Source organism: Sinomonas sp. ASV486 (genome assembly GCF_030908215.1).
GTDB lineage: Bacteria > Actinomycetota > Actinomycetes > Actinomycetales > Micrococcaceae > Sinomonas > Sinomonas puerhi.
This window is the reverse complement of sequence record NZ_JAVFJK010000006.1, coordinates 65,804-79,928: the sequence shown is the minus strand read 5'-3', so window position 1 is coordinate 79,928 and position 14,125 is coordinate 65,804. Positions and strand designations below refer to the sequence as shown.

Here is a 14,125-nt window from a genome sequence, read left to right as displayed (position 1 = left end):
CCTCCGCCGGACCCCTGACGAGCAGAAGGCGAGACGCGTGGGAGAGAACCACACAGCCGGACCCATCGAGCCGGAGTCTCCCGCGGCGTCGGGGGCCAACCCCGCTGTCGAACAGCCGGTGCTCGGCGGCGGCCAGCGCAAGGCGCACCATGGAGTGCTCGGCTTCGCACAGGACATCGCCCATCGGCTCCGGACCCCGATTCCGGGCGCCCAGCCGCGGGTCCGCTTCGAGATGCCGCCGCTGCGGGAAGCCAACGAAGACGATGGCAACGACGCCGAAGACGGCGGTACCGACCTCGGCGAGCCAGGGCCCCGCGTTTCCAAGGGCAATCCGATCTACGTCGGACTCATGGGCACTGTCGGCGTCGGGATCGCCCTTGCCCTCTACTACATCGCGGCCCACACGACCCAGCTCCTCCTGTGGATCCTCGCGGCCCTCTTCATCGCGCTGGGCCTCGATCCGGTGGTCCGCTGGCTCGAGTCGCATCGCGTCCCGCGCGCGCTCGGGATTTCCGTGACGATCGTCGCGCTCCTTGCCGTTCTCGGCGCATTCTTCGGCACGCTCATTCCCACCATGGTGGACCAGATCACCCAGCTCGTGAACAACGTCCCGACGTGGATCCAGGACTTCCTGGGCTCCGACTTCTACCGCAGTATCGACGAGCAATTCGGCATCAAGAACCGCATCACCGAGGAACTGCAGAAGCTCGGGCAGGACTCCACCACGGTCACGAACCTCTTCGGCGGCGTCCTCGGCGTCGGGTCGACGATCGCCAATTCGCTGTTCGGCGTCCTCGTCGTCGTGGTGCTCAGTCTGTACTTCCTCTCGGCGATGCCGGCCATGAAGGTGTGGGCGTACCGGCTCGCGCCCCGCTCGCGCCGTCGTCGGGTCGAGGCGCTGAGCGAGGAGATCACGCGCTCGGTCGGCAACTACGTGATCGGCCAGGTGTGCGTCGCCGTGATCAACGCGGGGTTCGCATTCATCGTCATGACCATCCTGAATGTGCCGTTCGCCGCGCTGCTCGCGTTCGTGGTCGGCTTCCTCGCGTTCATTCCGCTCGTGGGCGGGGTCGTGGCCGGCGTCATCATCTCGCTCGTCGCGCTCACGGGCGGATGGCAGACAGGCCTCATCATGGCCATCGCCTACTTCGGCTACCTGCAGTTCGAGGCCTACTTCGTGTCGCCGCGCATCATGCAGCGCGCCGTGGCCGTCCCTGGACCAGTCGCCGTCATCTCGGTGATTGCCGGCGGCAGCCTCCTTGGCGTCCTCGGCGCGCTCATCGCCATCCCCACCGCGGCCTCGGTCATGCTCCTGATCCGCGAGGTCTTCATCACGCGCCAGGACCGGCGCTGACCTCGTCTGCTATAACGCCGAGCGAGGCCGACGCCCCCGGTGTCAGCCCGCTGTCGCCGCGGGGCCGACCCACGTCGTCGGGAGCTCGACCGCAGTGCCCGTGACGGCGGAGACAACCTCATTCAGGGCCCGCTGCACGAACTTCTCACCGACCCACAGGTGCTTGCCGCCGTCGATGCCGATCACACGTGTCTGCGGAACGCGCGCAAAACGGTCCCCTGCCTCTGCCGGGCGCAGGTAGTCGTCGAATTCCGGCACGAGAGCGGTGAGCGGCTGGCCGAAGGCAGCCCAGGCATCGAGGTCGGCGTCGACCGCCCGGTGCAGGGGCGGCGAGAGGAGGACCGCGCCGTCGATCTGATCCCCGATCGGCGTGGTGGCGCCGTACTTCAGGACGAGCTCAGTCCCGAAGGACCAGCCCACAAGCCAGCGGTGAGGCAGGCCCCGATCGGCCGCGAAGCGCACGGCGGCCTCGGCGTCGGCGCGCTCCCCGACGCCCTCCTCGAACCGTCCCCCGCTCGTGCCCCGCGGGCTCGACGTGCCGCGGGTATTGAACCGCAGGACGGCGATCCCGGCGAGCGCCGGCAGCCTGAACGATGCCTTGCGGAAGACGTGCGAGTCCATGAAACCGCCATGGGTGGGCAGCGGATGCAACGTCACCAGTGTCGCAATCGGGTCCCGGTCCTCGGGCAGCGCAAGCTCGCCCACCAGCGTGAGCCCGTCCTCGGTGTGCAGTTCGACGTTCTCGCGGCGCGCCGGCAGCACCGTGTTGGCACGGATCGGCAGGGGGGCGTCGGAACTGGTGAACGCATACGAGGCGGGGTCGAAGCTCATGCGCCCCACAGTATCGAAACCAGCCGGACCGCGATCGAATCCAGCGGGACCGCAGGCCGCCCACCCGGCCTGAGGGGCGCCGTCGTGCCCCTAGCGGTAGCGGAAGGTGCGGGTTCGCCAGCAGTGGGTGTGCCAGTGGCGGCGTTCGGCGATTCCCGCCTCCTCGCCGAATAGGTTGTCATCGGCCCACACGACCAGATGCGCCGTCCCGGGCGGAATGGCGCGCGAGCACCCGGGGCACGTGTAGACCTTGGCCGCGTTCCGCGTGGTGACCTGGCGCACGCGCCACTCGCCGTCGGGCGCCGATTCGAGGCGAGCGAACCCCGCCAGCACACGTTCGGGGTTGAAGTCGTCGAGATCCTCGCGGGCATCCGACGCCGCGCGCTCGCTCCGCGGGGGGTCCGGTCGGCGTCGGGGTCGGTTCGAGCGAGGCATGCGTCCATTCTGCCGTCTCGCGAACCGCGGCGCCTCGGCCAGGCACGCCCCACGGTAGAGTTCTCGGGTGCGACTCGTCATTGCCCGATGCTCCGTCGACTATGTGGGCCGGCTCAAGGCCCACCTGCCCCTCGCCACGCGGCTGCTCGTGGTCAAGTCGGACGGCTCGGTGCTCGTGCACTCCGACGGCGGATCGTACAAGCCGCTCAACTGGATGAGCCCCCCGGCCACCCTGCGCGTTCTCTCGCCTGATGAGGCCGATCTCGAGGACGGCGTCGCCGAGCAGTGGACCGTCCAGTCCGCCAAGACCGACGACCGGCTGATCGTCAACCTGCATGAAGTGCTCCATGACACGAGCCACGAGCTCGGCGTCGATCCCGGCCTCATCAAGGACGGCGTCGAATCCGATCTGCAGCGGCTCCTCGCGGAGCAGATCGAGACACTCGGTGCCGGCTACACGCTCATCCGGCGCGAGTACTACACCGCGATCGGTCCGGTCGACATCCTCGCCCGTGACAGCTCCGGGGCCACGGTGGCCATCGAGCTCAAGCGGCGCGGCGACATCGACGGCGTGGAGCAGCTCACCCGATACCTCGAGCTTCTCAACCGCGATCCGCGCCTGGCCCCGGTGCGCGGCATCTTCGCCGCACAACAGATCAAGCCGCAGGCACGGGTGCTGGCCCAGGACCGCGGCATCGACTGCGTCACGCTCGACTACGACGCGATGCGCGGGGTCGACGACGTCGAGTCGCGCCTCTTCTGAGGCCCAGGGCCCCCTTCCGCGGACACTGTTGCGGCATGGGGATCCTGCTCGGCCCCATACGCACGACGTCGGCACTCGCCTAAGGTAGTGCCATGACCTCCGCCGAGACGCGCGCCCCGGAAGCTCCAGCCCGCCTGATCCTGCGTGGAACGATCGTGAGCGACGGCGTCACGCTGGGCGACGGGCTGGTCGCCGTCGAGGACGACCGGATCGAGTACGCGGGGCCGGCGGCCGAGTTCGATTCTGCGGAGTTCGGAGGCACCGAAGTGCCGCTCCCCGAGGGAGCACGGCTCCTCCCGGGGCTCGTGGACCTCCACTGCCACGGCGCGGACGGCGTCGACTTCCCCAGCAGCGACGAGGACGAAGCACGCCGTGGACTGGCGTTCCTCCACCGTCGAGGCACCACAACGCTGCTCGCGAGTCTCGTCACCGCGTCGAAGGACGAGTTGCTGCGCGGCGTCGCCGTCTTCTCCAAGCTCGACGGCGAGGGCCTCGTCGCCGGGGTCCATGCGGAGGGGCCCTTCCTCTCGCACACGCGCTGCGGGGCCCAGAACCCTGCCTTCCTCCTCGAGCCCGACGTGGACTTCGCGATGGAGCTCATCGAGGCCGCGGAAGGCACGCTGGCCACCATGACCTACGCGCCCGAACTTCCAGGGGCATCGGACCTCGTCGACCTGCTGACTGCCCATGGCGTGACCCCCTCCCTCGGCCACACCGACTGCGACGATGCGACGGCCGAGGCCTCGCTCGAGCGGGCACGGGACGGGCTCGCCGCGGCGGGATTCGACGGCGCCGAGGGAATTCCCACGGTGACCCACCTCTTCAATGGCATGCCTCCGCTGCACCACCGCTCCCCCGGCCCCGTGGCCGCGTGCCTGCGCGCGGCAGCAGCCGGGATGGCCGTGATCGAACTCGTGGCCGACGGCGTCCACCTGGCACCTGCCACGGTGCGCACCGTGTTCGAACTCGTGGGCTTCGGGAACATTGCCCTCGTAACCGACTCGATGGCGGCGGCTGGGCTCAGCGACGGCCACTACATGCTCGGCCGCTCCCCCGTAACGGTGGCCGGCGGGGTGGCAACACTGGACGCGACGGGTTCGATCGCGGGAGGGACGGCGACGCTCCTGGACGTCGTGGCACGCACGACCGCCGCGGGAGTGCCCTTGGCCGAGGCCGTTGTCTCCGCCACCGCGGTTCCAGCCGGAGTGCTCGGCCGTTCGGACGAGTTCGGCAGCCTCCGCCGCGGGCTCCGGGCCGACATCGTGGCGACGGACGCGGACCTGAGGCTTGTAGCCGTCGTGCGTGCTGGCAGGCTCCTCCCTTCGGCCTAGGCCTGGGCTCAACGCCGAGAGCAGAGCGCCCCGGAATGCCATTCGGCAACCGGGAGGACCGCCGTCGAATCCGTTCTCTTGGCGTTCTCCTGTATTTCTCCAGACCTTTGAGAACAAAGTCTGTCGATGCCGTTGACCATACCTGCAGAGCGTGATTGGCTAAGAGCAGTCTTGATGTAGGTAGCAATGTTTTTCATGCAATGCATGCTCGCAAGACCGTTGCGAGCGTGGAGTTCCCGGCCGGCCGGGTCTCCCGCGGAGTAACTCGGCCGGCACATAAGTGTCGGCGTCTGGTAGCAATCCACAGGAGAACGCAGGACATGGCACAGGGAACCGTTAAGTGGTTCAACGCCGAGAAGGGCTTCGGCTTCATCACTCCAGATGACGCCCAGTCGGACGTCTTCGTCCACTACTCGGAGATCAAGTCGAACGGCTTCCGCACGCTGGAAGAGAACCAGCGTGTCGAGTTTGAGATCGGTCAGGGCGCCAAGGGGCCTCAGGCCACGGGGGTCATCGCTCTCTGAGCGACTGACTGAATCGGCCTAGAGCCGCTAGAGGGGCTCCGGAGAACCGGAGCCCCTCTTTTTTCCTTCATTTTTTACTTGAAATGTAAAGAATCATCTGCGGTGCCGAATTGTCGCGCCTTCCGGCAATCCGTGCTAACTGACAATCTGGCGCAGGATCCGCATGCGGTGCCTCATCGTCAGGCCCGGCAGATAGGCCTGGGCCAGTGCCTGTCCGATGGCGGGCAGCTGGAGAGGATCCTGATAGTACATGTAGAGCGCATGGTATTCGGGCTGGAACCGCGACTTGAACTTTGCGAGGGAGCGGAAGCCGTAGACGGGCTCAAGGGCGTGCCCCACAGCGTTCAGGAGCCGCGAGAGGAGTTCGTCGCCGGCGTCCACCTCGGCGCGCTCACCCGTCGGATCGGCCGCGAGCGGAGACCCCGACAGTGAGATCCAGTCAACGCTGCTACGCAGTTCGGTCACGGCCGACGCGATGAGGAACTCCATGACTCCCGGGAAGGAGTCCGGGCCGCGCCTCATGAAGTCGAGGGTCCAGCCCACCACGCGGGAATCCTCGAACACGGGCAGCCAGCTCGTCACACCGCGGATCCTTCCCTGCTCGTCGGAGGCAAGGCACAGGAGGACTTCGGGGTCATTGAGCTCATCGACCCCTCCCAGGGTGAAGCCCATGTCCGGCAGGGCCTTCTGAGCGGACCATTCCTCGGAGAGCGCGCTCAGCTGCTGGCGCTGCGCGGGCGACAGCTGGTGGTACCTCGTCCACACGGCGCGGACCCCGAGCTTGCCAGCCTTGTTGACCGCAGTGCGGACGTTCTGCCACTCCTTGCCGACGAACTCCAGCTCCCGGACCCTCAGCCTCGTCTCCTGCGCCACCTCGACCCGGTGGAAGCCTCTCGAGCGCAGGACCGGCCACAGGTCGGCTGAGAGCGAATAGAAGCAGGGCACGAGCGCATTGCGTGCGCAATGTCCGATGAACTCCACCACCGCGGCTGGCCCGCGGCCCGGGGCACCGATCGGTCCCGCCACCGAGAGGGCGACCCTTCCGTGCAGCTGGAAGGCGAGGCCCGCCGTCGCATGATCGTCGAACCAGAACTGGTTTGGGGGCCACAGGGTCATCCATGAGAGCGTTCCCCCTCCCTTGCGCACGAGACTGCGGGCGAGATGCAGGCTGTCATCGCGCGCGCCGAGCGACTGACGCCCACGGAGCACGACGACGGCGACGAGCACGAGTCCCACGAGCCACACGATGAGTCCGCTGTGCGTGAAGAGCCAGAGCTCCGCTTCGCTGCGGTTCCTGAAGAGCGTCTCGTAGCTTCTGGGAATCGGCGAGGGGAGGTACTGCCGGACGAGCTCTCCCACGAGGCCCCAGACCGAATCACGGCGCCCCAGGCCCCCGCTCTGCCACCACAGGAGGGTGTAGGCGAGGACGAGGCCGCCAGCCACCACGGCGGCGACCGCGCCCAGGCGACGTCGCATGCCCCGGGCGGTCTGGACCGGGAACAGGTCGCGGTTGAGCCAGAGCACCACGATGAGCGCTATCGCCGTGAGGGCGATGGGCAGGATGTGGGCGAATCCCGAGGCCAGGGCCGAGAAGCGGGGCCGCCCCGGCGAGGCGCGCACCCTCAGGAACAGGGCAAGGTAGCCGACCGCGAGGGTGCCGACTGCCAGCTGTACCGCGATGGCCAGCCGCAGTGCAATAATGCGGCCGCGCCGCAGGCCCTCGGCGCAGACAAGGAGGATGGCCATGGGCACGAGGGAGGTCAGGTATCCCTCGGGCGAGAGGAAGGTCGGTTGGGCCGCCTGGAGGCATGCGGGATCAACGGTGCCCCCGCAGTCCTGCTGCAGCTGGGTCAGCACCGGCAGGGGGTTCAGCACCATGTCCCTCACGAGCGCCAACGGCCCCGAAGGACTGCGGGTGAGAGCCGTGAGGACAGGGCCCACCGCTGCAAGCGTGACAATGACGACGAGGATGTTGCGGCGCTCTCGGACAGACGGCACCACAACATGGGCGTCCTGGCGCCGGCGCGTGGACCACCACGACGCAACGATTCCGAGCAGGGCTCCCATGAGCCCGAGGACGGTCTCCGAGTGCCCCACATACAGCGTGAGCATCGCGGCGATGCCGATCACTGCGGTGTGCAGGCGCCTCCGCCAGAGGACGCCGAGCGAGGGACTCGCTGCCATGGCGGTGAAGACCGCGGCCGGGTACGGGCCGAGGACAGGGTCCTCGACCATCGACCCGAGCCAGCCGTCGCCGCCGATGCGGGCGAGCTGGGTCACGGTGAAGAACACCATGACCGTGGCAAAGTCCCCGAGGAAGAACAGCGCCGCGGCCTTGAGGGAGCCGTAGGCCGTCTCGGCCACCGGCACGAGCGTGCCGACCACGACCGTCGCAGCGACGTAGGCGAGGGGGTTCGTAACGAAGAAGATGGACGTCAGCGCGGCCCACCACTGGCCCGAGCGCAGCGACCCGAGGTCGCCACCGACGATGTCGAGGACGGCAGGGCTGGGACCGGAGAGGATGCTGCCCGTGGCGATCCCCGTGATCCAGAGGGTCGCGATGACGCCAACGGTGAACGGAACCCTCCGGGCGCCGCGGAGAGCCGCCTTCAGCGCCGAAACCAGCGACTTGATCCCGGTCACGGCAGGCTCCAGCGTGACGCCAGAAGGTCAAGCCCCACGGGAACCGCCTTGGCGATCATCTCCCACGAGTGGGCCTCGCCGGGGACGAACTCCTCGTGCACCTCCACGCCGCCACCCCGCGCCTGGCCCGCGATGATGTCCGCCTGGGCCATGAAGTCAGTGTCACGGGTGCCCGCGGCGAGGAACAGGAACTGTCCCTCATGGCCCCCTAGAGCGAAGAAGTGTGCGGGAATCTGCTCCTCGAAGGCCGCGGTGTCCCCGCCGAAGGCGCCATCGATGGTCTTGCGCCGATCCTTGGCCAGCGCCGGCTCTTTCTCGGCGGCGAAACCCAAGGCGGAGCCGAAGATCTCAGGATGCTTGGCGAGGAGCTGGACCGCGCACGTCCCGCCGAAGGAGAATCCCCCGGCGGACCACTCTCGAGGGTCCATCGCCACGGTGAGGTGCGCCTTGATCCAGGGGACAACGTCTTGGGTAAGATACGTCTCTGCCTTGCCGAGCTTCGTATCCATGCACAGCGTGTTGTTGCCCGGCGCTCCAAGCGGGTCGACGACGACGGCAATGGGTGCCACGCCGCCGTGCTTCGCCGCGAAGCGGTCCAAGGTGATCCGGAGCTGCCCGCCGCCCAGCCAGTCCGACGGATTGCCGGGCTGGCCTGCCATGAGCAGCAGGACCGGCAGTTCAGGCCGCGTGGTCGCAAAGTACGCCGGGGGAAGGTAGATGTACGCGTCCCGCGCGGAGAAGCCCGATGCCGTGTTGGGGAGGTGGGCCTTGCGGAGTTCGCCGTTGTCCGGCAGTCCGTCCGGTGCCTTCCACGAGGCGATGGGAACTGAGGGCGTTCCGGCCCTCTCCAGCGTGGGTACGAGGGCCTGGATACGGTTGACCGCCACACCGGCGAGATCCGCGACGGTGAGATTGAGGCCGAAGTACGCGTTGATCTGCTGCACGGACAGGAGCGCGACGGTCAGCGCAGAGACGACGGCCACGGCCCGCCGGCCCCATACACGCCTCGTCAGACCCAGGCGGACGATTCCGACGACAGCGAGCACGACGCCGAGGACGCCGAAGGCGGACGAGAAGAGGACGTCGCCCGGGAGGTCCTCGGGGAAGACGTTCAGGATGTCCACGAGCAGCCAGTGAACGGTGAGGGTCACCGTGACCGCCAGCGCAGCACCCGCCACCAGCAGGAACGCGCCGCGCGCTATCGGACGCCTGAGGAGGACCAGGCCCACGAGGAACACGGTCCCCGCGACACCGAGAGTCCAGCACGCCACGGCGACAGGACCATCGACGAGCCTCAGGTCGTAGAACCAGTCCATGGCGGGGTCAGCGCCAGGTTCCGACGCCGATGACCGGTCCGGCCTCAAGCCACGAAGCGAGTCCAGCGTAGGCGCTGAAGTCCATGGCGAAGCGCACGCTCTCGCCCAGATAACGCAGTTCGACCACTACCACGTCGGCCTGCACGCGAGTCCGTTCGGCCTCCGTGGGTGCCCTCCGCCCGAGGAGCTCAAGCGAGCTCCTCGTGAACCGGTGCCCTGCGACCGGACTCAGGGAGAGCAGATTGAACCATTCGAGTTCTGCGTCCTGATAACGGCAAACCCCCATCCGCCAGGGCCCGGAGGCCTTGGAGATGGAGGCATCCACCGTCCCCAGAGTGCGCCGCAGAACGAAGCGGCGCACCCCGAGAGTGCAGAGCATCGCCACGAGGAGCAGGAAGACCACTGCCAGGACGACGAACGGAATGGCGGAATCGTCCATCGAGGTCTTGCTAACGAGTCCCCGCGGCCGATTCGCCGATCTGGGCGTTGTCGGCGACGATCACGACGCGGTCCGAATCGACGGAGAAGAATCCGCCGTCGACCGTCGCAGTGATCCTCGAGCCGGAGACCGGCTCGATCTCAATCTCGCCCGCATGCAGGATCGCGAGGACCGGGGTGTGTCCCGGAAGGATCCCGATCTCGCCGTCCGCGGTGCGGGCCTTGACCATTTTCGCCGGGCCGGACCACACGAAGTGGTCCGCCGCGACGATCTCGACCTCGAGCTCAGCCATGCTACTTGGTCTGCTCCTGGATCTTGGCCCAGTTGCGCTCGACATCGTCGAGCCCACCGACGTTGAAGAACGCCTGCTCAGCCACGTGGTCCAGTTCGCCGTCGCAGATGGCCGTGAAGCCCTCGATGGTGTCCTTGATGGACACGGTCGAACCCTCGACGCCGGTGAACTGCTTCGCCGTGTAGGTGTTCTGCGAGAGGAACTGCTGGATACGACGGGCACGGGCAACGACGATCTTGTCCTCTTCCGAGAGCTCGTCGACACCGAGGATCGCGATGATGTCCTGCAGTTCCTTGTTCTTCTGGAGGATCTGCTTGACGCGCACGGCCGTGTCGTAGTGCGCCTGGCCGATGTACTGCGGGTCGAGGATCCGCGACGTCGAGGTCAGCGGGTCAACGGCCGGGTACAGGCCACGCGAGGCAATCTCGCGGGAGAGCTCGGTCGTCGCGTCGAGGTGTGCGAACGTCGTCGCCGGAGCCGGGTCGGTGTAGTCATCGGCCGGGACGTAGATCGCCTGCATCGAGGTGATCGAGTGGCCGCGCGTCGAGGTGATGCGCTCCTGGAGGAGACCCATCTCGTCGGCGAGGTTCGGCTGGTAGCCAACGGCCGAAGGCATGCGGCCCAGAAGGGTCGACACCTCGGAGCCCGCCTGCGTGAAGCGGAAGATGTTGTCGATGAAGAGCAGCACGTCCTGGTTCTGCACATCGCGGAAGTACTCCGCCATGGTCAGCGCCGAGAGCGCCACGCGGAGGCGCGTGCCCGGCGGCTCGTCCATCTGGCCGAACACGAGCGCGGTGTCCTTGAGGACGCCGGCCTCCTCCATCTCGACCCAGAGGTCATTGCCCTCACGGGTGCGCTCGCCAACACCGGCGAACACCGAGGTGCCGCCGAAGTTGCGGGCAACACGGGTGATCATCTCCTGGATGAGCACGGTCTTGCCGACGCCAGCACCACCGAACAGGCCGATCTTGCCGCCCTTGATGTACGGGGTGAGGAGGTCGATGACCTTGATGCCGGTCTCGAGCATCTCGGTCGAGCCCTCGAGCTGGGCGAAGGACGGTGCCTTGCGGTGGATCGGCCAGTGGTCGGACGCGTTGATCTCCGACTCTGCAACGTCGAGCGGCTTGCCGAGGACGTTGAAGATGTGGCCCTTGACGCCGTCGCCCACGGGGACCGAGATCGGGGCGCCCGTGTCGACGACCTTGGTGCCGCGGACCAGGCCGTCGGTGGCCTGCAGCGAGATGGCGCGGACGAGGTTGTCGCCGAGGTGCTGCGCGGTCTCGAACGTGATCTCGCGGGTGTGGTCACCGAGGGTGATCGTCGTCGTCAGTGCGTTGTAGATCGCCGGGATCGCGTCGGCCGGGAACTCGACGTCGACAACCGGCCCGATCACGCGGGCAATGCGGCCCGTCGCGCCAGCGGTCGCAACCGCTTCAGAGGCAGTGGCAGTCATCTCTCTCACTTCTTCAGTAGATGGCGTGTAATCAGTCTATCGGTGGGTGCTCGCACGGACCGTGCGCTCAGGCGTTGAGCGCATCGGCGCCAGCGATGATCTCAGTCAGCTCCTGCGTGATCTCCGCCTGGCGGGCGGTGTTGCGCAGTCGCGTGTACTTCTTGATCAGATCCGTGGCGTTGTCGCCCGCGTTCTTCATGGCCCGCTGGCGCGAGGCGAGCTCGCTCGCAGCGGCCTGAAGCATGGCCGCGAAGATCCGCGACTCGATATACCGCGGCAGCAGGGCGTCCAGCACCTGCTCGGGCTCGGGCTCGTACTCGTAGAGCGGCAGGATCTCCTTCGCGTCCGCAGCGTTCTCCTCGACGACCTCGAGGGGAAGCAGGCGGATCACGGTAGGCTCCTGCACCACCATTGACTTGAACTGGGTATAGACGACGTGGATCTCGTCGACCCCGCCGTCCTCGTAACGCGCGGCAAAGGCCTCGAGGAGGACCTTGCTGATCTCCCGCGCGGTTGCGAAATCGGGGTTGTCGGTTCCGCCGGTCCACACCCGCACATAGTCGCGGTTGCGGAAGTCGAAGTAGGCCTGGCCCTTGCGGCCGACGAGGTACGTGGCCACCTCCTTGCCCTCTCCGCGGAGGAGCTCGACAAGCGATTCGGCCTGCTTCATGATGCTGGCCGAGTAGGCGCCGGCCTGGCCCCGGTCTGCCGTGAGGACCAGCACTGCCGCGCGCCGCACCTGGGTGGGCTCGGTGGTCAGCGGGTGGTCGATCTCGGACGAAGAGGAGACAGCAGAAACGGCGCGAGTAATGGCATTCGCGTACGGCAGGGAGGCGGCCACGCGGGCGCGCGCCTTGCCGATGCGGGAGGTAGCAATCAGCTCCATCGCCTTGAACATCTTGCGCATCGACGATGTCGAGGCAATCTTCTGGCGGTAGACCCGGATCTGGGCTCCCATTCTTGTCCTTTCCTCACCCTCGCTGACTGGCCGGGCCGGTGCCGTGGGCTCCGGCCCGCCCAGTCAGACGCAGGGAATCAGCGCTTCTGCTTGACGATCTTTTCCTGGTTGACGTCGCCCTCGGGAAGAGCCTCGTGCTCTTCGTGGCCGGCGCCGACCAGCTGGCTGTCGCCCTCGCCGAAGAAGCCGACCTTGAAGTCCGCCACAGCGGTCTTGAGGGCCTCGACGGTGTCGTCCTCGAGCTTGCCGGTCTGGGCAAGGGTCGTCAGGATCGACGTCTTGCGCTTGAGGTAGTCGAGGAAGTCCACCTCGAACCGGCGCACGTCCTCGACAGGGACGTCGTCAAGGTAGCCACGCGTACCGGCCCAGATCGACACGACCTGCTCCTCGACCGGGTACGGCGAGTACTGGCCCTGCTTGAGCAGCTCCATGAGGCGGGCTCCGCGGGTGAGCTGCTGGCGGGACGCTGCGTCGAGGTCCGAGGCGAACATCGCGAAGGCCTGCATGTCGCGGTACTGCGCGAGGTCGAGCTTGAGCGTGCCGGAGACCGACTTCATCGCCTTGACCTGGGCAGCGCCGCCCACGCGGGAAACCGAGATGCCGACGTCGACCGCCGGGCGCTGGTTCGCGTTGAACAGGTCCGACTGGAGGAAGATCTGGCCGTCGGTGATCGAGATGACGTTGGTCGGGATGTACGCCGAAACGTCGTTCGCCTTGGTCTCGATGATCGGCAGGCCGGTCATCGAACCCGCACCGAGCTCGTCCGAGAGCTTGGCACAGCGCTCGAGCAGGCGGGAGTGCAAGTAGAAGACGTCGCCCGGGTACGCCTCGCGGCCCGGCGGGCGGCGGAGGAGGAGGGAGACGGCACGGTAGGCCTCGGCCTGCTTCGAGAGGTCATCGAAGATGATCAGGACGTGCTTGCCGCCGTACATCCAGTGCTGGCCAATGGCCGAGCCGGCGTAGGGGGCAAGGTACTTGAAGCCCGCCGGGTCGGACGCCGGGGAGGCCACGATCGTCGTGTACTCGAGAGCACCATGGTCCTCGAGGGTCTGGCGCACAGCCGCGATCGTCGAGGCCTTCTGGCCGATCGCGACGTAGATGCAGCGGACCTGCTTCGTGGCGTCGCCCGAGGCCCAGTTGGACTTCTGGTTGATGATCGTGTCGACCGCGATGGCCGTCTTGCCGGTCTGGCGGTCACCGATGATGAGCTGGCGCTGGCCGCGGCCGATCGGGATCATCGCGTCGATGGCCTTGAGGCCGGTCTGCATCGGCTCGTGGACCGACTTGCGCTGCGTGACGCCGGGAGCCTGGAGCTCGAGCGCGCGGGTGGTCTCGGCCGCGATCGGACCCAGGTCATCGATGGGGGCACCCAGCGGGTCCACGACGCGGCCAAGGAAGGCGTCGCCGACCGGCACGGAGAGGATCTGGCCGGTGCGGTGCACCTCCTGGCCCTCCTCGATGCCGCCGAAGTCGCCGAGGATGATGACGCCGATCTCGCGGACGTCGAGGTTCTGGGCGAGGCCCAGCGTGCCATCCTCGAAACGGAGGAGCTCGTTCGCCATCACCGAGGGGAGGCCCTCGACGCGGGCAATGCCGTCACCGGCAGACGTGACATGGCCGACCTCGACGCGATCAGCCGTGCCAGGCTCGTAGGAAGCCGCGAAGTCGTTCAGCGCGCTGCGGACGTCGTCGGCATTGATGGTCAATTCGGCCATCTTGCAGTCCTGCTCTCTTGAGTCTCGTGGTCATCGAAGAGCCGTACTGCCTGCGATGACCGAATTGTCTG

The 14,125-nt window shown here is 67.4% G+C and carries 13 protein-coding genes; 4 read left to right on the top strand and 9 right to left on the bottom strand.

Features of this window, described 5'->3' with window-relative positions; translation table 11 throughout:
* Window positions 1–37 precede the first annotated feature (37 nt).
* Window positions 38–1,354: an AI-2E family transporter gene (locus tag RBS60_RS10170; protein ID WP_374049264.1), complete on the top strand. Its 1,317-nt coding sequence runs from the start codon at window positions 38–40 to the stop codon at window positions 1,352–1,354.
* A gap of 42 nt (window positions 1,355–1,396) precedes the next feature.
* Here the strand turns inward: RBS60_RS10170 and RBS60_RS10165 are convergent, their stop codons facing one another.
* Both RBS60_RS10165 and RBS60_RS10160 read right to left on the bottom strand, forming a co-directional pair.
* A complete protein-coding gene (locus RBS60_RS10165; protein WP_307957444.1) occupies window positions 1,397–2,185 on the bottom strand; it encodes an alpha/beta fold hydrolase in 789 nt (262 codons plus the stop codon).
* Between the two features lie 90 nt (window positions 2,186–2,275).
* Window positions 2,276–2,620 carry an ATP/GTP-binding protein gene (locus RBS60_RS10160; protein ID WP_307957443.1) on the bottom strand — a complete coding sequence of 115 codons (345 nt, stop codon included), beginning with the start codon at window positions 2,618–2,620 and terminating at the stop codon, window positions 2,276–2,278.
* Window positions 2,621–2,687: 67 nt separating this feature from the next.
* Between RBS60_RS10160 and nucS the strand changes: the two genes are divergently transcribed.
* The 3 genes from nucS (at window position 2,688) to RBS60_RS10145 (ending at window position 5,238) form a co-directional block, all read left to right on the top strand.
* On the top strand, window positions 2,688–3,383 hold the full coding sequence (nucS, locus tag RBS60_RS10155) for an endonuclease NucS (RefSeq protein ID WP_307957442.1): 696 nt from the start codon (window positions 2,688–2,690) through the stop codon (window positions 3,381–3,383).
* 92 nt (window positions 3,384–3,475) lie between these two features.
* The gene (locus tag RBS60_RS10150) at window positions 3,476–4,714 is read left to right on the top strand and encodes an amidohydrolase family protein (protein ID WP_307957441.1); all 1,239 of its coding nucleotides are present in this window, start codon (window positions 3,476–3,478) and stop codon (window positions 4,712–4,714) included.
* Between the two features lie 320 nt (window positions 4,715–5,034).
* Window positions 5,035–5,238 (top strand): cold-shock protein, encoded by a 204-nt coding sequence (locus RBS60_RS10145; protein ID WP_307957440.1) that lies wholly within the window; start codon window positions 5,035–5,037, stop codon window positions 5,236–5,238.
* A 135-nt stretch (window positions 5,239–5,373) separates the two neighbouring features.
* On the opposite strand, the gene RBS60_RS10140 is transcribed toward RBS60_RS10145, so the two are convergent.
* The 7 genes from RBS60_RS10140 to atpA form a co-directional block, all read right to left on the bottom strand.
* Entirely contained in the window at window positions 5,374–7,881 is a 2,508-nt protein-coding gene (locus RBS60_RS10140) for a DUF2156 domain-containing protein (RefSeq protein WP_307957439.1), read from the bottom strand.
* Entirely contained in the window at window positions 7,878–9,197 is a 1,320-nt protein-coding gene (locus RBS60_RS10135; protein WP_307957438.1) for an alpha/beta hydrolase-fold protein, read from the bottom strand. The genes RBS60_RS10140 and RBS60_RS10135 overlap by 4 nt, the downstream gene beginning before the upstream one ends.
* A 7-nt stretch (window positions 9,198–9,204) precedes the next feature.
* On the bottom strand, window positions 9,205–9,636 hold the full coding sequence (locus RBS60_RS10130; protein WP_307957437.1) for a DUF2550 domain-containing protein: 432 nt from the start codon (window positions 9,634–9,636) through the stop codon (window positions 9,205–9,207).
* Window positions 9,637–9,646: 10 nt separating this feature from the next.
* Window positions 9,647–9,928, bottom strand: coding sequence for a F0F1 ATP synthase subunit epsilon (locus tag RBS60_RS10125; protein WP_307957436.1), 282 nt, complete (start codon window positions 9,926–9,928; stop codon window positions 9,647–9,649).
* Between the two features lies 1 nt (window position 9,929).
* Window positions 9,930–11,381, bottom strand: coding sequence for a F0F1 ATP synthase subunit beta (atpD, locus tag RBS60_RS10120; protein WP_307957435.1), 1,452 nt, complete (start codon window positions 11,379–11,381; stop codon window positions 9,930–9,932).
* Between the two features lie 67 nt (window positions 11,382–11,448).
* Complete coding sequence (locus tag RBS60_RS10115; protein WP_307957434.1) at window positions 11,449–12,339, bottom strand: F0F1 ATP synthase subunit gamma; 891 nt, start codon at window positions 12,337–12,339, stop codon at window positions 11,449–11,451.
* A gap of 77 nt (window positions 12,340–12,416) precedes the next feature.
* Complete coding sequence (gene atpA, locus RBS60_RS10110; RefSeq protein WP_307957433.1) at window positions 12,417–14,054, bottom strand: F0F1 ATP synthase subunit alpha; 1,638 nt, start codon at window positions 14,052–14,054, stop codon at window positions 12,417–12,419.
* Window positions 14,055–14,125: the final 71 nt, after the last annotated feature.